Consider the following 21355-nt stretch of genomic DNA (forward strand, 5'->3'; position numbering starts at 1 on the left):
CAAAAACAAGTAAGTATGTGAATCAATGTTTGTTAATAGAAACCTTACATACTTAAAAACTGGAGGTAAAAGGATGCCTAAGAAAGTATTTGAAAATGAAAAGAAGACAAGGTATGCAGTGATTTACGATGTGAAGATTGACCCACAGACTGGAAAAAGCTATATGAAGCAAAAATCATTTCCAACAAATGAAGAAGCTGATCAGTTTCTTGAAGAACTTGGTAGCGATAAAAGTGAAATTAGTATTCTATTGGGTACAGAACAAAAAGAGCAACAGGCAAAAAAGGTCCGTTTTAATGAATTCCTAGAAGACTCGTTTTATGGGGAACAAGCTCATATGATTTCAAACCAGACTTTCAGAGTGAAACAAGCATTATTAAACAAACATATTGTTCCATACTTTAGTGGTAAGTATCTTCATGAAATTACTGAACAAGAAATAGCAGAACTGTTTGCGGAAAAAGACCGTGAAGGATATTCGAAAAGTACAATTAAAAACATTCATGGCATATTATCTACCTTGTTTCGCTCAGCTGTGCAAAGAGGTTATCTTGATAAGAATCCTGTGCGCTTCATGAAGAAAGTAAAAACTCCGAATGGTATTACTAAAGTTTTGAGTGAATCAGAAGTGAAAAAGCTCCTTGAAGTGGCTCACTTAGCAGGCGAAGGTATTATGTATGAACTTGAAATATATACAGGCTTACGGTTAGCAGAGCTATTGGCGTTATCATGGAGTGATATTGATTTAGATAAACAGACGATAATTGTTAAGAAGAATGTTGCAAATGAAGGGCATGGCACACATACCATAATGGGAATGAAAAGCGGTTCCCGAAAGGTAGTAATACTCTCATATTTGTTACCAATGCTACAAAAACACAAAGAAGAACAGCAATTAATGAAGAAAGAACTTGGCGACCGATATGACAATGAATTTGATCTTGTTTTCCCGAAAAAAGACGGTGGGGTTCAAAGCCCATCTGCCGTTCGTGCTAGGTTTAATCGTTTAGTTGAGCAAGCGGGCATTCAAAAAATTACCTTCCATGACTTAAGAAGAACGCACGCTAGTTTGCTTGTTAAGGCTGGGGTCCCTCTATACCTTGTAAGAAAGCAAATGGGTTACAAGAGTGTCGATACACTTTTTCACTTTTTGCCACAACAATTTCCCGATTCAATGAAATCAATTAAACTCTTTAGAGGCAATGACAAAGAAGATGATTTTGATAAGAAACTACCTAATGACTTGTAATAGTGAACTTAAAAGAAGCTCAGACTTGATGGTTTGAGCTTCTTTAATTTCTCTTAGCTTCTGAATGGTTTGGTACTTGTCGTTTTTTAGTTTGTGTGTGTTTTCAAAGAGTGTCTTTTACTTATAGTATATGAACACAATTTACGGGGAGGAATTACTATGAATAAATCAAAACAAGAATTTGTTTTTAAATTGATGCAGAAGATTTAACATGTGGTGTGGATTTTGAAGTAATCACTGACACACTATATCACGAGATTGATAGTGAATTGGCTAACCATTATATGACACGGTGTTGTGAAATTCAAACTACTAATAAAGCTCACCTATTCAAATAAAGATTCTATTTTTAATTTAGAATTGATCTTAAATTTAAACCAATAATAAATCATAAACAACACAGTGAAATTAAGTTAGTAATTTAATTATCAAAAAGTATTGACCTGGTATTTATAATGGTATATATTTAATTTAACAAATCTTAGTAATCGAATAACTAACTTAATGCAAGGGAGATGTTAACCTTATGGAGGATAATGTGTTATTTAATCAATTGGATATATTGCGTGGAGATTTACCACTAGAAAAAATGAAAAATGTAGCTATTCCAATTTATAGTCTGCAGTTTCTTAAAAACAATCAAAAGATTCCTGAAGAAGCTACGGTTAGTAACGTATTAAAACATGAAGATAACCTGGTGGGAAGTTTAATACATGCATTTAATATTGTTGAAAACGAATATCCGGAATTAAAGGGTATATATGATATCTTTCCGTCAAAAGAGTTAAGTCAGAAAGTGTTATTTAACTTCTTACTTCAAGTGAATAATATGAAGTTTGCTAATAACGTTTGGGCTGACTTAATGGAAAAATTGTTTAACTATCTTTATGAAAACGAAGGTAAAAAAGGTGGTGCGCATTATTCACCAGAAAGTGTCAATCAGTTAGGGATTGCATTATTACAACCACAATCAGGCACTTTTTATGATGGTGCTGCGGGTGTAGGTGCGACGACTGTAGAAGCACAAAAGTATGCAAGAGAAACTAATGGGAACATCCAACTGTTCGGGCAAGAAGTGAATTATAACAATTGGGCGTTGGCGAAGTTCAATTTACTTTTTCATTGTGTAGAAAATGCTGACCTTCGGTTAGGAGATACACTCCTTAAACCAGCATTTGTTGAGGGGAAGAATATAGAAAAATTTGATCGAGTTATGATGGATTTTCCATTTTCGATGAACATAACTGATTATGAAAATTTGATAGATGATACGCTTAATCGTTTTATTTATGGCAAGCCACCAAGAAGAAGTGCTGATATGGCTTTTATTATGCATGGATTGGCATCATTAAATCAAAAGGGAAAGGCAGTTTTTGTTGTAACTAATGGCACATTGTTTAGACAGGGGGTTGAAGGAACAATTCGTCAGAACATGATTACGGCTGATGTTGTTGAAACGGTAATCGCATTGCCAGAGAATATTTATGCTGAAACCGGCATTCAGACGAATTTACTTGTCTTAAATAAAAATAAGCCTATTGAACGTCAAGGCAAAATATTATTTATTAATGCAGAAGAAGAATTTAAACAATTAAATAGACGAAGAAAACTTTTGAATCATGAAAATATTAAAAAGATTGTTAATGCGTATGAAAAAGGAACCCAAATAAAAGGTTTCAGTAAATTTGTTAAGACAAATATGATTGAGGATGCAGATCTGTTGTGTAAACGTTACTTGGAAGATGGTGAAATTGAAGTCGATACGTTTGGAAAGGTAAAAGTTTCACAAGACAAAATTAATAATCAACCTAATAACAAATCTCTATCCAATTTAACGGAGTCCATATACAGGGGCTTAAATGTTTCTTCTAAATCAGTAGAAGAAGGGGTTGGAGAATATAAAATCATAAAACTTTCAGATGTGAAAGATGGCGACATTAATCTCGAGGAACTAACGCAAGTTACTTTAAAACGTAAATCAAAAGTGGAAATGTATCTCGTACAACGTGGAGATCTCATTATTTCGAACCGAGGAACAAGTATAAAGATAGCTGTTGTACCACATGTCGATGAGAATATCATTTTGTCTCATAATTTCTTGGGGATTAGGTGCAACAATCAACTAGATCCATATTTTCTCAAAGAGTATTTAGAAAGTCCAGTCGGTCAATACATGCTTACAAGTAAGCAGATAGGTACGAACATCTTAACGATAAATCCTAAAGATCTTGAGGATATAAAAATACCAGTACCAGAAATAGAAGCACAAATGGAAATTGTTGAGGGATTTCACGACATGAAAAGTAGTATCCAAGAGAGGCTACAGCAGTTAGAGGAAGAGAAGAAGCAATTACAACTACAGTTATATGATTATATGGGAATTCGAGATTCATTTGAAATTATCTAGTGATGGAGGATGATAAATCATGGAATCGAAATATTGGAAGGTTGTGTTACGTTATGGTCATGTAGGACAAAAGAATGAAGTAAGTGTAGCGAGGTTTCTGTGACAGAAGCCACATACACCCCAATTATGGTAATGGATTTAGCTTCTGAAATGTCTGGTGTTAAAAGTAATGGGATTTGTCAGGTTAATGAGGTGAATCAGGAAGATTACCTTACTGGTAAAAGAACAGAGGTTGAAAACTTTTATCTTCAGAGGTTAAAGGAAGAAATCAGCATTATTGCATAAAGGTCTGTAATGTAAATGTATTTTACGACATATGACAATGATAATAAGTGGGGAGGAAATAAACAATGAGAACAGCTCAATTATCACTTGAAACTAAAGGAAGTTTTTACACCTTTTTAGATAGCAAAAACAATTATGGGCAAGATTACTTAAAGTGTATGGAAAACACAGTAAACAATCTGGTGAAACAACAAACATCAGCCAATAAACCTGGAATGTTACTAGGGAAAATTCAATCCGGTAAAACCAGAACTTTCCTTGGAATAATGGGGTTGGCTTATGATAATGATTATGATGTTGTTATTATTCTAACCAAAGGCACGAAAGCATTGGTTAAACAGACAATAGCTAGGTTAAATCAGGAGTTTGATGGAATGATTACTCGTGATAAGATGCGAGTTTACGATATTATGACTCTACCTTCGAATTTAAGTAAGTGGGAACTAAATAAAAAGCTTGCCATTGTTGTCAAAAAAGAAACTAGAAATATGGATAGGATCAGTGATGCGTTGTTTGATACCTATCCAGAACTAAAGGATAAGAATATATTATTTATTGATGATGAAGCAGATTTTGCTAGCGTATCCTATGAGAATAATTCTGAGAAGAATGTTATTGATATGAAAGTTATAGCAACAAAGGTAGATAATATAAGAGCAAATTTAAATCAAAGCTCTTTCTTACAGGTCACAGCAACTCCTTATTCACTTTACCTTCAGCCAGATGAAAGAGAAATAAATGATTTTCTCAAATTTGAACCTGTTCGACCTGCGTTTACTGAATTAGTACCAATTCATGATAAGTATGTAGGTGGCGAAATGTACTTTGATGAGTCAAAAAATGAAGATTCACCAGCATACTTTTTATATCAGGAGATATCTGAAAATGATCTAGAAGTTATGAAAAAAATGGATTTACGGCGTGTTCGAAAAGAAAACCTGTTAGCTCAAAAGAATTTATATAACTTAAATCAGGCTGTTATCAACTTTATTGTAGGTAGTTGTATAAGAAGGTGGCAACAAAGGTATCAAAATGATGATGAAGAGAAATATTCTATGGTTGTTCATACTGAGAGGGGAAAACAGGCACATGATTGGCAACAAGAGCTTATCAACTTAATATTAGAGGACTTAGCTGACTTAGTTAAAGAGAATAATAATTTGTTTGTTGAATGGGTTAAAGGTTCTTATAACCATTTAATGAAATCTGTAAGATTAGTCAACATGCCAGAACCCTCATTTAATGAAGTTTTAGAAGAGGTTAATGAAGCATTAATTCAAGAAATGGTAGTTGTGTCGACAGTTAATTCTGATAAAGATGTGGAAGAGTTATTAGATTCTACTGGACAACTGCAACTTCGGACACCAATGAACATTTTTATCGGAGGCCAAATTCTCGATAGAGGAATAACTATAGGTAATTTAACAGGATTCTTTTATGGTAGAAACCCAAAATCTTTTCAACAAGATACTGTGCTTCAACATTCACGAATGTATGGAGCAAGGACCATTGAAGATATAGCTGTTACTAGGTTTTACACTACTAGAAAGATTTATAATATTATGGAGAGAATTCATGAATTTGATACCGAATTAAGAGAAGCTTTTGAAAAGGGACATGATCAAGGGATAGTTTTCATTCAGAAAGATACATCAAATAAAATTGTTCCTTGTAGTCCGAATAAGATATTGCTTTCAAACCTTATAACTCTGAAGCCTCATAAGCGATTATTGCCTTTCGGATTTCAAACTGGATATAAGACGCATATTAGAAAAAAAGTAGAAAAGATCTCTGAAATGGTTAATGAAATAAAACAATATTCACCACAGGTAATTGAAGGTGATGCGTTTTTAGCACCTTTAGGTGAAGTGAAGAACATTCTTTCAAAAATCCATGAAACACTTGTTATGGAAGATGGATATGAGTGGGATTTAGATGAGTATTTTTCTATTTTGGACTATTTAACATTAGATGAAGAAGAAAAGCTTGTTTGGATTATAGTACGAGAAGAAAGAGAGATGAGTAGAATCGATTCTCAGGGTAAGTTTGAGAATTCTCCTGATTCATCTAAAGGAAATAAATCTGAATTGAAAGTTGCCAAAAAAGTTGCAGTTGATCGCCCTGCTGTTATGTTACTAAAACAAAAGGGTGATGCAGATAAAGGATGGAGAGACACACCTTTTTGGTGGCCAGTAATGTTAGCTCAGTTAAACATTGAATCTACGATTTATGCTAAAGATACTATTAAGTAATAATCTATGGAAATATCAACTGCTTCTAAAATTCCACAGGATAAAGTGGGGTTTTGAAAGAAGTAAAAGTTCCTGATTTCTGTTTTAATGAGTGTATTAGAAAGTGATTAAGTGTTTTTTAAAAAAAGAAAAGGTTGGTGGTAAGAGTTGTTAATGAACTTTTACTGCCAACTATTATATGTGGTTTGACATAGTGATATAATAACTGGATGGAAGAATTAAGGAGGTATCTGGATGATAACAGGTGAAATAAAAAGTAAAGTCGATAAAATATGGGAAACATTCTGGACCGGTGGTATAACAAACCCACTAACTGTAATCGAACAATTTACGTATTTATTATTTATTAGAGGATTAGATGAACAAGAGATAACGAAAGAGCAGGAAGCGGAGTTTCTTGGTATGGAACATCAAGGCTTATTTCCTAAAGACAAGCAACATTTGCGCTGGAATCATTTTAAGCAACTTGGTTCATCTGAAGAAATGTATGAAGTTGTATCTGAAGAAGTGTTTCCTTTTATCAAGACTTTGCATGGCAAAGAAGAATCAGCATATTCGAAATATATGAATGATGCAATGTTTATGATACCAACTGCCAATATGCTTTCTAAAATTGTTGATGGCATTGATAACATCCCTATGAAAGACAGAGATACAAAAGGGGATTTATATGAGTACTTGCTATCAAAAGTAGCAACTTCTGGGACAAATGGGCAGTTCCGTACACCACGTCATATTATAGATATGATGGTAGAACTCATGAAACCAACACCCGAGGATGAAATTATTGATCCAGCAATGGGATCAGCAGGTTTTCTTGTATCTGCTGCTGAGTACTTACGTAAAAACCATAGTGATTTGTTCTTAGTTCAAGGGTTAAAAGAGCATTTTAACAATACGATGTTTTACGGGAATGATATGGATAGAACAATGTTACGTATCGGTGCAATGAACATGATGCTTCATGGTATTGATAATCCTAATATTGATTACCGAGATTCACTTGCAGAAGTGAATCAAGATAAAGAGCAATATACGCTAGTATTTGCAAACCCTCCATTTAAAGGTTCTCTAGATGAAGAAGGGGTTTCAAATGAATTATTAAAACTTACAAAAACAAAGAAAACAGAAATACTATTTTTATCTCTTTTCATCCGTATATTAAAATCTGGTGGTCGTGCAGCTGTTATTGTACCAGACGGAATATTATTCGGAGGTTCAAAAGCTCATAAAAAAATACGAAAAGAAATTATTGATACACATAAACTTGAAGCAATTATAAAAATGCCTAGCGGAGTATTTAAACCATATGCTGGAGTATCAACTGCAATTATGATTTTCACAAAAACAGGTTCAGGTGGAACTGATAAAGTATGGTTTTATGACATGAAAGCAGACGGTCTTTCTCTTGATGATAAAAGAATTCCAATAAAAGAGAATGATATTCCAGATATCATTAATCGATTTAATAATTTACAATTTGAGACTGAAAGAAAGCGTACTGAACAATCTTTCTTTGTGACAGTTGATGAGCTACGTGAAAATGACTATGACTTATCTATTAACAAATATAAAGAGATTGAATATGAGGAAGTAGAGTATGAGGAGCCTAAGCAACTACTAAATAAAGTAGAGAAATACGAACAAGAAATATTGGAGAATATAGGCGAATTAAAAAATTTAATTAGCTTGGATGTGAAATAATGAGTATCAAATCAGTTAAGTTAGGAGATGTTTGCTCAGTAAAAGGGGGCTATGCTTTTAAAAGTAGTGAGTTTGTAAATAATGGTGTACCTGTATTGAAAATTGCAAATATCACCAAAAATTTAATTCATTTTGATGAAAATTCTAGTTTTTTCGATGAAGCAGAAATTCATAAATACAGCGATTATATTGTAGAAGATGGGGATATCTTAATAGCTTTATCTGGAGCTACTACAGGGAAATACGGAATTTTTAATTATAAAGAAAAGGCTCTACTTAATCAGCGAGTAGGTAGAATTAGACCAATATCGAATTTAATTGTTCCAAAATATCTTTACTATTTCATGAGTAAACTTCAGGAAAAGATATTGTATAAAGCAGGGGGGGCAGCACAACCGAATATAAGCACTAACGAAATTGCGAAGTTGTCAATACCACTGCCACCTTTAGAGTCACAAAAGCAAATTGTGAATGTATTAGATTTGGCAAAAGAGTTAATCAACAAACGTAGAGACCAAATTTTAGCATTAGATGAGATGACACAATCATTGTTTTTAGAGATGTTTGGAGATCCCAAAATAAACCCTAAAAACTGGCCTGTTGGAACTATTGAGGATCTTTCTATAAAAACTCAATACGGAACAAGTAAAAAAGCAGATGAACAAAACGGTAGTTATTCTATATTGAGAATGAATAATATTACTTATAATGGTGGTTGGGATTTCAGCAGTCTCAAATATATTGATTTAAATGACAAAGACAAAGAGAAGTTTTTAGTTAACAAAGGTGAGTTACTGTTTAATAGAACTAATAGCAAAGAGTTGGTTGGAAAAACAGCAGTTTATCGTGAAGATGAACCTATGGCTTTTGCAGGTTATTTAATTAAGTTGATCTGTAATGAGAAAGCTAATGAAGAGTTTATATCAGCATATCTCAATTCCAAGTATGGAAAAGTTGTTTTAAATTCTATGGCAAAAAATATTGTCGGCATGGCCAATATAAATGCAAAAGAGTTGAAAAGCATTTCTATATATATTCCTCCGAAGGATTTGCAAGATGAATTTGCTGACATTAATTTGAAAATAATGAAAAAAAGAGAGCTATTATTAAAAGGATTAGATAAATTAGAAGAACAATATCTATCACTATTACAAAGCGCCTTCAAAGGAGAATTATTTGCTCAAGCAAAGGTTTCTAATCTATAAATGAGGAGGTATATATTTGACAACAAACTTTGGTTTTCTTAAAGAAAAAACTCAATATCTTAGTTTTACTAATGCTTGCTCAGAAGCAGAAAAAGCATTAATTGTGAGTCCAGCGACGTGTGCAATATTAACACGTCGCGCTCTTGAGCTTGCTGTGAAGTGGCTTTACAGTTCTGACAGTGAATTAAAAGTTCCTTATCAAGAGAATTTATCGAGTTTGATTCACGATCCTAATTTTTTATCTATTATTGATGAAGACTTACTACCTTTGTTAAAGTATATCGTTAAGCTAGGTAATGTTTCAGTCCATACCAATGCAAATATTGATCGTGATGAAGCAACTTTATCTCTACACAACCTACACCAGTTTATTGCTTGGATTGATTACTGTTATTCGGATGAATATACAGCAAAAGAATTTGATGAGTCTTTATTACAACATGGGGAAGAGAAACGTGTTCGACCAAAAGAATTGCAAGATTTATATGATCAATTAAGCTCTAAAGATAAACGCTTAGAAGAAATGATGAAGGAAAACGAAGAGATCCGTAAGATAAATACTAATAAGCGTGAATCAAATAAAAACCAATATGATTTCCAAGTCGATGAGATTACTGAATTTGAAACAAGACAGAAGTATATTGATCTTGATTTGAAGTTAGCAGGCTGGGAATTCGGTAAGAACGTTATGAGGGAATACGAGGTAACAGGAATGCCGAATGATCAAGGCGTTGGTTTTGTTGATTATGTATTGCTTGGGGAAAATGGTAAACCAATAGGTGTGGTAGAAGCTAAAAGAACGTCGAAAGATCCTGGTGCCGGTAAGCAACAAGCTAAACTTTACGCTGACTGCATTGAACAAATGTATGGGCAACGTCCTGTTATTTTTTATACGAATGGCTTTGAGACTTATATTTGGCATCAACCATATCCACCACGGAGAGTATTTGGTTTCTATAGTAACTCCGACTTAAAATTAGTAATTGATCGTCTCACAATGAAGCGTGAACTAAAAAATATTGAAATTAACGATGACATTACGAATCGTTATTATCAAAAGGAATCAATATTAGCAGTTTGTGACGCGTTAGAACAAAATCAGCGAAAGATGCTTTTAGTTATGGCAACAGGTAGCGGGAAAACAAGAACAGCAATTTCTATTGTGGATGTTCTTTCTCGACATAACTGGGTTAAGAACGTTTTGTTTCTAGCAGATCGTAAGACCCTTCTACTTCAGGCGAAGAAAAATTTTAATAACCTTTTGCCAAGCTTATCGTTATGTAATCTCTTAGATAACAAAGAGAATCCCGATGAAAGTCGGATGGTCTTCTCAACTTATCCAACGATGATGAATGCCATTGATGAGGTAAAACGGAAAGATGGCAAGAAGTTATTTACTATAGGTCATTTTGACTTAATTATTGTAGATGAGTCCCATAGAAGTATCTATAAAAAATACCGTTCAATCTTTAATTACTTTGATGGCATGCTTCTAGGATTGACTGCAACTCCAAAGGATGAAATTGATAAAAATACGTATGATGTATTTAACCTTGAAAGTGGTGCGCCAACATATGCTTACGAGTTAGAGAAAGCTGTTGAAGATGAATATCTGGTGGATTACAGAACAATTGAAACAAAAATGAAATTCCTCGAAGAAGGTATTCGTTATGATGATTTATCAGATGAAGAGAAAGAATTATATGAAGAAACGTTTGAGGATGAAGTAGGAGAGGATATTGATAGCGGAGCCTTAAATGAGTGGTTATTTAATGCTGACACTATTGATACCGTTCTTAAAAATTTAATGGAAAAGGGAATTCATGTTGAAGGTGGAGACAAACTTGGCAAAACTATTGTCTTTGCTAAAAATCATCAACATGCGCTGAAGATAGTTGAAAGATTTGATGCACTATTCCCTGAATATGGTGGGGAATTTGCCAAAGTCATCGACTATAGTGTGAACTATTACCAATCATTAATTGAAGATTTTTCTACACAGGAAAAGATGCCACAGATAGCTGTGTCAGTTGATATGCTTGATACTGGTGTAGATATTCCCGAAGTTGTAAACTTAGTGTTCTTTAAGAAAGTCCGCTCAAAATCAAAGTTCTGGCAAATGATTGGTCGAGGAACACGGTTATGCCCAGATCTGTTGGGTGTAGGACAGGATAAAACACACTTTCTAATTTTTGATTATTGCGGTAATTTTGAATTTTTTAGAGAGAACCCCAAAGGTATGGAAGCGAAAGCGACTGAAAGTTTGACGGAAAAGCTATTTAATTCAAAGCTTGAAATTATCAAAGAGCTTCAGGGGATGGAATATCAAACAGAAGATTATATATCACATCGTAACGAAATTATTAATGATGTCTTTGCAGATATTAATGCATTAGATGATGAAAATTTCCGGGTTCGCCAACATCTACAACATGTTCATAAATATAAAAATAAAGATAACTTGAACTCTTTAACCGTAATGAACGTAAATGAAATAAAAGAACATATATCACCTATTATTGTTCCATTTAATGATGACGAATTTGCCAAACGCTTTGACCTAGTATTGTACACAATTGAGTTAGCTAAATTACAAACAAAAAATGCTACTAAGCCTATTCGTAGCGTTGTTACAACTGCAGAAGCATTATCTAAGTTAGGAACAATTCCTCAAGTGGTTGAACAACAGCCTATTATAAATAAGGTTCTAACAGAAGAGTTTTGGGAGAGTGCCGACATCTTTGAACTTGAAAGTGTACGTGAAGCATTGCGTGATCTTATCAAGTTTATTGAAAAAGAAAAGCAGAAAATGTACTTTACCAACTTCAAAGACCAAGTACTTGAAGTGAAAGAGAGCGGTCCAATCTTCCATGCGAACGATTTGCAAAATTATAAGAAAAAAGTTCACCATTATCTTCAGCAACACAGAGATCAGTTAGCGATTCATAAGTTAAGAAATAACAAGCAGTTAACGGATCAAGATTTAAAGTCCTTAGAAGATATTCTTTGGAATGAATTGGGTACAAAAGAAGACTATAAAAAGGACTTTGGGGATACCCCTGTAACAAAACTTGTGAGGCAAGTAGTTGGATTAGACCCACAAGCTGCCAATGATGCATTTTCCGAGTTTTTATCTACTGAAAATCTCAATATTCAACAAAGTAGATTTGTTAAGCTTATTGTGGACTATGTTGTAAGAAATGGGGTAATGGATAAAAAAGTTTTACAACAGGATCCGTTTAAGTCAGTAGGAAGCATAGTTGAATTGTTTAAAGATAATATGGATGATGCCCATAGGATTATTGGGATTATCGATGAGATAAATAGAAATTCTGAAGAGATTTCTGGAGCATGAATTATATTTGGCACTAGTTCAATTGAAGGCACTTAATATTATTTTAGGTGCCTTTAATTTTACCAATGGTGACTAACCACAAACCTTGGGCTCTATCTCTAGTAATTCGAATTCTACAGAAAGAATAATACTTTCCAACATTTAAAATCATATTAGAGAATTATGGGCATTGGTAATACTAGCGGATAATTAGTAATAATATTCTTCATTCATAAGAATACAATAAATTTCGAAGTTTTGTGGAAGTGTGCTTACTGATTTAATTAGGAATTACATAATAGAACTAAAATAAGTAGATATTGTAACTAAGACAAATGAAAGCTTCATAAAGTAGAACTAAGTTTATAAGAGATGACTCCGACATTTAGCCGGAGTCATTTTTTAATGTAGTAATCAAATTTCTCATATAAAAAATCATAAATTGGGAAGGAAGTCGTGATGGTTTGTCGAATTTTGGAATAAAGGAAACGTTAATTTTGTCATTGAGTTAAGAGAATAACTAGGTGGTGATAAGGTTGAGTAAAGAAGGTAAGACGAAAGGTTTATTCCCTTTTAAGCCAGGTTTATGTACTAAAAGTGCACACATTAATTATAGTCAATTCCCACGTTCTTCTGAATTTGAAACTAAATATTTTGAAGATACAAAAGAAATTGCCCAGAAGGACTTAGAAAACATAGAAGCTAAAAAAAATACAGATTACCAAGCAGGAATCACAATATCTACTAATAGAGCTCTTAGAACAAAAGATAGGGAAGTGAAAAAACCAATTTTAGAGGAGCAAACAAAAAAGCCTTATTTTGGTAGGCTGGATATTTTGAATGAAGAAGGGGATAAAGAAACTGTATATATAGGAAGAAATGGTATGGCAGATGATAATGATATTCGAGTGTACCATATTCTTTCAGCTTTTGGAGCTATATACAATCAATCAAAAATTGGTGATTTAAGCCATGATAAATTAGGGGAAGTCACTGTAAATTTAAAAAGACAAATAGAAAGTGAAAATGGTGAGTTTATAAATTTCCATGACTTAAAGTGGGATGAGGAAAAAGGTTATTTTGATCCTGTATTAGAAAAAAGGCTGAATGATAATGCAAAAGAAAAGTTGTCAGAAATTTGGGAGACAATACAAGCCGAGCAAGATTTAGTTATGAGGAAGAATATATCAGTACCGATATTCATTCAAGGATCTGCCGGGAGTGGAAAAACAGTCATAGCACTCCACCGAATTTCTTATTTACTATACGAGCATAAAAATATAAATCCAGATAAGATATTAATAATGGCCCCTAATAACATGTACTTAAACTACATTAAAGATATATCTCCGGATATCAATAAGGTAAACCAATCAACTTTTGAAGAATATTGCATAAACAGGTTGCCTTTTAAGAAAAATAAATTCAATATGAAAGATTATTTCCATTATTTTAAGCAAAATATGGAGGATGATTCTGAATATCTATCTATAAAGGAAAAAGGTAGCATTGAATATAAAAATAAGCTTAATGATTTCTTAGAAACAAGTGATTTCCTTGAAAAGTATCTACCAAAAGAAGGTATAAACATTGAGTTTGATGATGTGAATTTTACTTTTACTTTAGAGAGAATTCATAAATTAGCAAAGGATTATATAGAAAACTCCTCTTTTAAAGTAGCTAAAGAACGAGTATTAAAAACTATTAAACAGGAATCTAAATCAAAACAAGGAAAAAAAGACTGGGGATTTGACGACAGAGGATACGAAAGGTTAATTGATAAAGAAATTTTGAAATTGGATAAGTCGTGGAAAATCCCAAGTGTATTTGAAATATATTTTGATTTTTGCACAAACATAGAAGTAATGAAGGCGATTATGGTAGAGGAAAAAGCTGAACTTATTGTTGAGAATAACAAAATCAATAAATCAAAAAAATTAGTAACGTATGACGATTTACCTGCTTTACTGTTTATTCAACAAAAATATTTTGAGGGAATTGGTATTCTACATAAAAGGAAGAATCAAAGTCAACCTACTCAGGAAGGCTATGATTATGTTTTAGTAGATGAGATTCAAGATTATAGTCCTTTCCATATTTTTATGATTCAGCAAGTAGTTAAAAATTCTAGAATGACACTACTCGGAGACTTGGGACAAGGCATATTTTCTCCAAGAGGAATAGATAATTGGGATACAGCATTTGCTTCATTACAAGGTGATGCCAAGGATGAATATGAATATATTGAATTAAGCACAATATATCGCTCAACACTAGAGATTGTAAATTATGCGAATCAAATATTAAAACCATATAGTCAAGATAGATATACACTATCCAATCCAATTGGTCGTGAAGGTCCTAAACCAAGACACCACAAATTTAATTCGATGAATAACCAATTAGATCAAATAATAAGTTTATGTAATGACCTAGATGAGCAATCTTTTGAGAGCATAGCTATCATCACAAAAGATTGGGAAGAGGCGTTTGCCCTCTACAGTGGACTAAAACACAAAATCAAAAATGTAGAGTTAGTTGGTGAATCTTCCAAAGAGATAACTGGAGGTATTATTATTAGTCCAGTATATCTTACAAAAGGTTTTGAGTATGATTCAGTAATTATTGCAAATGCTTCAAGGGACGTGTATGAAGACTCATATTATTCACGAAAACTATTATACGTAGCAGTAACAAGAGCACTACATCAAGTACATGTACTATATAGAAATGAACTAACTTTACCTTTAATGGAAATTCAACAGCCTTCAAAGGCAAAAAACATTAGAGAAGAATTAAAGAATAATCAAAAGATAAAAGATGAAATTGATCAAAGTTTGGAAACTAATAAGAAGAGCCTAATAACAAAAGTAGAAAGCGAATTGAATACTATTTTTAATAATCAAGCAGAAGAAATATATGAGTTGAAAAAGAAAGTGGCTAGGCTTGAGCAAGAGGTTGAGTACTATAAAAAGAAGTACTTAAAAAATAAAAAAGGTTAATTTCTATCTATTCTCTTATTCAACCAATTAAACATTACTTATTTTTCCAAATTAACCTATAAACTTTTATATATGTCTTAATAGAAATAATATACTTGTTGAGAGGATTTTATCTATGCCATATACGATCAAGTCTTCTGAGAAACTTAGACCGGCTGGTGCTGAATATGAGACGAAGGCACTGTTATACTTGATGAACTTTAGGGTTGATAGTTCTGAAGTCTATTATTATGTTGTGGACTTTTTTAACGATTTAACAGGAATGAATAGAACTGGCAGAAAAATGTGGGACATTCAATCTAAAGGGGCAAAGAATTCTTCACCTAAAGCACTAGGAAAAGAACTAGTTACTTTATTTAAAAATCATACAAGTGATTTTGAATTCGATTGTTTTGTATTATTTTTAGGAGGGGTGTCAACTACTGTCAGGACCGATCAAAGTAAAAATATTTTTGATATCAAAAATATTACACCAAGCGCATATAAAAAAATGAAACAAGGATTATTAGAAGAGTGCTATGATAAAAGTTATATAGATAATAAAAACATTAACGATAAAGAGCTAGATGAATTTTTGTGTAAAGTTCAATTTGTTGTTGATGATAAAAAGCCCCATGAATATGTAAAATCTATTATTAAGACCCATACAAAGTTAATTCCTAATGAAGAAATATTAAATACTATTTTTAATGAGATTAGAGATAAACAAGCAAGTAAAAAATATGCCAGTGTCGTGGAGAGTATTACCATTGAAACAACTCATGAAGCGTTAAACCATTTTCGGCATCTGACTACTGGAGAGATTAGATTATTAACTATTTCTCGAATTATTAACAGAAATCTTTTTGATAAAGGAGTTCCTTTATCCTTTTATATTATTTTAAATAGTGTACCAGATGAAAGGAAAAAAGATGTGATCCTAGAAAGCCAATTGGCATTGTCTAAAGCTTTGTTTAATAAAAATAATGCAGATAGTTTTTGGAGCTTATTTGAAAATATTTATTCAACAATAGTTCATAATCCTGATGATAATGTAAATATGCTTTATGAAAAGTTAAATCATGATAAAGTCGATCAGTGTTACGATTTTGAGGTTATTTCATTAAAGTATTTTATTTCTTTAATTAAGGACGGTATTGAATAATGCTAATAAAAAAAGTTGCTATAGGTAATGAACATGAAGCATTTATTGAAAACAGATTTTCGGATAAAATGAATATTATTTCTAGTGATGATAACAACCGAGGGAAGACAATATTAATTCAAGGTATGATGTACGCACTAGGCAATAATCCTGTATTCCCATCAACATTTAATTATACTAATTATTATTATATAGTTGAATTTCTTCATAACGATATTATATATAAAATATGTAGAAACAAGGATTTATTTTTTATTCAATTTAATGAATCTTTGATAATTTTTGAAAATGTTTCCGAATTGAAGCGGTATTGGCATAAAAATATAAGTTCATTGCCAATTATAACTAAAAATGATTTCAAACGAATAGTTGATCCAGAACTTTACTTACAAGTATTTTTTGTAGGACAAGACAAAAAAGATACTTCTAATATCGCAAATAAAGGATTGTACAATAAAGAAGATTTCAAAAATATGCTTTATTCACTAGCTGGAATAAAGAATGATATTGTGGATATCGATAATATTAAAAACATTAGACAGAAAATTTCGAATTTAAAAGATGAGAAGAAGCTTCTATTGAAACAATCAAAAATTTTGAAATCTCAGAAGAAACCTATAGCATATTTAAGCAGCACTAATGACAGAATAAATTTTAAAGATAGTCTAAAAAAAATTGAAAAAGTTAAGGGGAAATTAACAGAATTAAATAAAGACCGTAATAAAAATATAAATAGAAAATTTAAATGCGAAATAACGATTAAAGAGTTAAATTCTTTAAATAGAAATTTAGAATCCGGTGAATTGGTATGTTTAGAATGTGGATCCAACCATATTGGTTACAAAGCTACCACTAAGCAAAAGTATTCTTTTGATATATCAACACCAGAAATACGAAAGCAAATTCTGGAGTCTCTTAATAATAAAATTCAGGATTATCAAGAAGAAGTTGAACGTATAACTTTATTAATTAATAAGGAACAATCTAAACTTAAAGAACTATTATCTGTTGAGGAAATATCATTAGAATCATTAGTTGCATATAAAGATGATGTGCTTAGTGTTTCAGACGCTGAAAACAAATTAAACTCTATCGAAGATGATTTAAAAAAATTAGAAAATCAAAAGAAAGAAGCTTCAAATGACATAGAAGGTGTTAAAGAAGAACAAAACAACCTCTATTATTCGATTCTAAGCACAATGAATGAAAGTTATAATTCAGTTGATCCTTTAGGTAATATAGAGTTCGATAATATCTTTACTAAAAAAACAGAAACTTATTCTGGCAGTGAACAAACTATTTATCATTTAGTTAAAGTTTATTCTCTAGCCAAAATACTAAAACATGATTATCCAATTGTTGTTGATTCATTCCGTGCAGAAGATTTATCGACTAAAAAAGAAAAAGTTATTTTAGATTTATTTAAAAAATTGGATACTCAAATAATATTAACAACCACCTTGAAAAGTGAAGAAATTGGAAAGTATGACAAAAAAGAGTTTGACTTTATTAACCATATTGATTATTCTAATCATTCTCCAAGTAAAATTCTTCAATCTAGGTATGTAGATGAGTTCAAAAAACTTCTTGGTGGTTTTTCTATAAATTTTAGATGAGGATAATGGGGTACACGGGATTGTTGATTATATTAACCACAACTTTTTCTTTTTAATGGTGACTGAATAATAAATATTTCGAGGAATTGTGAAGAAGTTCTAGAGGTTTTACATAAATTTATTACATAGCCTTAACGAATCCAAATCATACATGTCCTGTTTTTGACTTTTAATCACCACGATTAATTATTAGTAAGCAATAACGAAAAAGGTAAATATTACTACATCTTTAATTTTGCAATCACCAAACAACCCAAGTTGTGTGTGTAGATAGAACAAATTCCACTTTTCAAGGAGCTAAAATGCTAACATTTTGCTAACGCAATCCAGTAAAAAACGATAAATTCCTGTTAAAGATGTTACAGCCAACAATATTCAAAACGTTGATTTACCGCACTGTACGCATACACCGTTAAAGATATTACACACTCTCACCATAGGGGCGGCATGATGTAATCATCCCCCTTATCCATGAATAAATTAAAAAGCTTCTCATTAGGTCGCGACCTAGTGAGAAGCTTTTTTAATGATGAAAAGAGTTATACATAGTGTGATGTTCTATCTATTCGGGAAAAGGAACAAAAAGATGAGATAGAGGTATTCTTTTGGAAAAGAGAAAAGTAATTTCTTAAGAACAAAAGGAGAGGAAACATTAATGTCTAACCAAACCTCAGAAAATCAAGAAACCATCAAGAAAATTAAAGACTTGATTAAAGATGAGAAAGTGGCGATGCTGACCACGGTGTCCCCAGAAGGCAAGCTGATGTCCCGACCGATGCATACGCAAGAAGTAGCAATGGATAAAGAAGAGATTTGGTTTATTACAGAAAAAGATACAGAGAAATATAGAGATATCAACTATAATTCTGCCGTCAACCTAGCATACGCAGGTAAATCCTATGTTTCGATTAGTGGCACTGCTGAATTTGTTCAAGATGACGAGAAAAAGAAAGAGTTCTGGAATAAAATTGTCGAGAAAGTGCTGAACATATCTGCTGATAATTCGGATGTGATCCTAGTCAAAGTGACACCTGAAGTTGCGGAATATTGGGAGTCTGGTATGAGCGTCAAAACCGTTAAGGAGTTTGTGAAAAAAATGGCCAGTAGTCATACAATAGATGAAGACAATGAGTTAAAAGATACTGTCAAATTTGATGAAAATACGAGATAACTTATTGTTTGGGATATTTTGAGCAAACAAAATAAGCTAGCCTCCACAATAGAGAGACTAACTTCTTTATCCCTTACTTCAATGCTTTTATTTAAATAAAATAGTGATGGGTTCTCTTGTTTATTATTTCACTAAAACCGTCCCTGTTAAAAGAGCGCTTCAGTCATGAAGCGCTCTTTGCGTCTGATTACTGGGCTTGGTCTGAGATAATTTCTTCCGAACGCTTTCATTCAAAGCATCCATCTCTTCAATGAACTGTTCACTGGAAGCGATGATCCGTTCGGACGAGTGCTCTGTCGTTTGAAGTGCTTCGAATACGTTATCAAAAGACTCCTGTACCTTGTTTAGTTTGCGCAGGGAATTGTGTGCATGAAGTGGTCATTCCCAGATAAAAAAGATGGCGAGCAAATGCTCACCATCTTTTTTATAAGAAAAATAGAACAAATAGTTGAAGATACACCTGAACCATTAGATAAAAGGCAATGGCGTATTTATAGTTAAATAACAAACCGTTCTTGACTATGCTGATTCGGTTCAACGAACTTAAAATGATCGATGGTAAAATCAGGGGAGATAACATAATCGAAATCACACTCCCTGAGGTAATCCCCAAAACGATAATTTCTGGTGGATAGGGCAAATCTACTCCTTGTAGGATCCCTGATACGAGTACAATAACGGTCAGTGGTCCAAGTCCAATAAAACCTAATAGGATCACGACAAAAGGAAGTACCCATAAGAAGTTTAAGAATGGTAATGCTTCAGTCACATAAAAGAGACCGTCAATTATATATTTTCCATAGCCCGATTGATTTACAGCATTGATTAAAAATCCAGCTGCTAGGAGTATGGAGAACTGTTGGGCTTTGCTTGGGACACTTTTTGCAAAATAAGCTTTTCCATTCTCCAAAATAACACTGGTTCTTTTTCGGACGATAAAATAAAGGATGACCCACGCTACAATGACAATAGGGATAATTAGCAATAAATTTGCGTCCCATATCGCGTTTAGAAAAAAGATCGAACCGAACAATGTCACAAATAGAAATCCGAATTCGAGGGCATCGCGATTGCCTTTTGTATCTTGTTTCTTTTCCTCTGTAATCTTAGCTAGTTCCCCTTGGATACCTGCGGTAAGATCTACGCCGTAATGACGTTCTTGAAAATAGGAGAAGAGGACAGATAATAAGATACCGGCGAAGGAGATGACAAAGCCTTGTAAAATGGCTAACGCTAACGAAGCATTAAGCGCATGAACGGCAAAAATAAAGCTCGGTATGCTAACCACCCACATCGTTGTTAAGGAGAACGCACGGAGTAAGGCTGTTCCTTTATAATTCTCCCATACTTCTCCTTTTTGATTGTGTAAAAATTCATTGATCATTCCATATACCATAGGGATCGAACCGAATAACAAGAAATAAGAAATAATTTGCGTTATAACCATCATCCCAAAATAAAACTTACGGCTCGTATTAAGTAAGTTTTGAGCGAAGTTAATGACAGACTGAATGTATGGTTTCTCTTCTAATACCCAACTAATTATAGGGACGATCAGTAAGATAGCGATCAGTCCACTCATCACAGCGAATCCAGATATGATCCCTTCTACAAGAGAAGTACCTGCTGCAACGTGAATCATCAATGCGATTATAAGAAGTAAAATTGATATACTTGCCTGTTTCAAAGGTAAGAAGAAATAACCGAGTAGAAAAGCAGTCAAACCGAATAAGGAAAGAAATGTTGAAAGCAATTCTCCACCTGAGAAATAAACAATAAAATGCATAACTACATATAAACTTATAAAAAAGGTATAACCTCTTTTGGCAATTTGCACCATTTTGGATGCTCCGTTCTGGTTCAAAGTGTTAACTTTACACATCGTATCACAAGGTATATAAATTAGCTCAGGTCATGCACGCTAAAAGCTATTACATTTAGCAAAATAAGTTCGATTCTGAAGTCCCTAGTATTTATGTCGCCATA

General features: G+C 32.8%; 12 protein-coding genes. 11 read left to right on the forward strand and 1 reads right to left on the reverse strand.

The features are described 5' to 3' along the window. Positions 1–73: 73 nt before the first annotated feature. From GS400_RS02025 to GS400_RS02075, 11 genes are all read left to right on the forward strand, one after another. Entirely contained in the window at positions 74–1249 is a 1176-nt protein-coding gene (locus GS400_RS02025) for a tyrosine-type recombinase/integrase (protein WP_027446308.1), read from the forward strand. A gap of 526 nt (positions 1250–1775) precedes the next feature. After that, positions 1776–3656 carry an N-6 DNA methylase gene (locus tag GS400_RS02030; protein ID WP_027446309.1) on the forward strand — a complete coding sequence of 627 codons (1881 nt, stop codon included), beginning with the start codon at positions 1776–1778 and terminating at the stop codon, positions 3654–3656. Between the two features lie 99 nt (positions 3657–3755). After that, positions 3756–3941 carry a hypothetical protein gene (locus tag GS400_RS02035; protein WP_231566564.1) on the forward strand — a complete coding sequence of 62 codons (186 nt, stop codon included), beginning with the start codon at positions 3756–3758 and terminating at the stop codon, positions 3939–3941. 65 nt (positions 3942–4006) lie between these two features. Next, positions 4007–6193, forward strand: coding sequence for a Z1 domain-containing protein (locus GS400_RS02040; RefSeq protein WP_027446310.1), 2187 nt, complete (start codon positions 4007–4009; stop codon positions 6191–6193). A gap of 234 nt (positions 6194–6427) precedes the next feature. Further along, positions 6428–7897 (forward strand): type I restriction-modification system subunit M, encoded by a 1470-nt coding sequence (locus tag GS400_RS02045; protein ID WP_027446311.1) that lies wholly within the window; start codon positions 6428–6430, stop codon positions 7895–7897. After that, positions 7897–9102, forward strand: coding sequence for a restriction endonuclease subunit S (locus GS400_RS02050; protein ID WP_051255062.1), 1206 nt, complete (start codon positions 7897–7899; stop codon positions 9100–9102). The genes GS400_RS02045 and GS400_RS02050 overlap by 1 nt, the downstream gene beginning before the upstream one ends. A gap of 16 nt (positions 9103–9118) precedes the next feature. After that, positions 9119–12457 (forward strand): DEAD/DEAH box helicase family protein, encoded by a 3339-nt coding sequence (locus GS400_RS02055; RefSeq protein WP_027446312.1) that lies wholly within the window; start codon positions 9119–9121, stop codon positions 12455–12457. A gap of 515 nt (positions 12458–12972) precedes the next feature. Continuing rightward, positions 12973–15438: a UvrD-helicase domain-containing protein gene (locus tag GS400_RS02060; protein ID WP_027446313.1), complete on the forward strand. Its 2466-nt coding sequence runs from the start codon at positions 12973–12975 to the stop codon at positions 15436–15438. Positions 15439–15553: 115 nt separating this feature from the next. Next, positions 15554–16582: a hypothetical protein gene (locus GS400_RS02065; protein WP_027446314.1), complete on the forward strand. Its 1029-nt coding sequence runs from the start codon at positions 15554–15556 to the stop codon at positions 16580–16582. Continuing rightward, positions 16582–18198 carry an AAA family ATPase gene (locus GS400_RS02070; RefSeq protein WP_027446315.1) on the forward strand — a complete coding sequence of 539 codons (1617 nt, stop codon included), beginning with the start codon at positions 16582–16584 and terminating at the stop codon, positions 18196–18198. Before GS400_RS02065 ends, GS400_RS02070 begins: the two co-directional genes overlap by 1 nt. A 655-nt stretch (positions 18199–18853) precedes the next feature. Then, positions 18854–19369 (forward strand): pyridoxamine 5'-phosphate oxidase family protein, encoded by a 516-nt coding sequence (locus GS400_RS02075; protein ID WP_160098570.1) that lies wholly within the window; start codon positions 18854–18856, stop codon positions 19367–19369. A 424-nt stretch (positions 19370–19793) separates the two neighbouring features. Here the strand turns inward: GS400_RS02075 and GS400_RS02080 are convergent, their stop codons facing one another. Beyond that, a complete protein-coding gene (locus GS400_RS02080; protein ID WP_236561098.1) occupies positions 19794–21155 on the reverse strand; it encodes a hypothetical protein in 1362 nt (453 codons plus the stop codon). Positions 21156–21355: the final 200 nt, after the last annotated feature.

This window comes from Pontibacillus sp. HMF3514 (assembly GCF_009858175.1).
Lineage (GTDB): Bacteria > Bacillota > Bacilli > Bacillales > BH030062 > Pontibacillus.